This window comes from Gilvimarinus gilvus (genome assembly GCF_030518155.1).
GTDB classification, from domain to species: domain Bacteria; phylum Pseudomonadota; class Gammaproteobacteria; order Pseudomonadales; family Cellvibrionaceae; genus Gilvimarinus; species Gilvimarinus gilvus.
Genome location: NZ_JAULRU010000366.1, coordinates 1 through 353, shown reverse-complemented (window position 1 = coordinate 353; position 353 = coordinate 1). Strand labels below are relative to the sequence as shown.

General features: G+C 62.0%; 1 protein-coding gene. It reads left to right on the top strand.

What is annotated here, in order from left to right; all coding sequences use genetic code 11:
- Nucleotides 1–353: glycosyltransferase family 32 protein (locus tag QWI17_RS06290; protein WP_302721675.1), on the top strand; the 353-nt coding region annotated here is incomplete at both ends.

Here is a 353-nt window from a genome sequence, read left to right as displayed (position 1 = left end):
CTGCGCGCGCTGGGTATCGATCTGGTGCTGCCGGGTGAAATCCCACACGCCCCTGCCAACAGCTTGCCCATCCCCAAGCGGATTTCCTGCCTCTGGGTAGGTGACAAGACCTTGCGCCCGGCCTTGCTGAGCAACCTTGCCCACAATGTCGCGGCGCTGGAAAACAGTGATTACAGCCTGCGCCTGTTCCTGTCCACGGCCAACCCTGGCGCTTACGAAGAAAACCTGCGTCTGCTGGCCGAACAGGCGCCGGGGCTGCAGGTGCTACCCCTGGAAGAACAGGCATTCTTCAGGGCATTCCAGCAGACCAAGTACTATGCCCAGTACGACGCGGCGCTGGACGGCAATGGTGG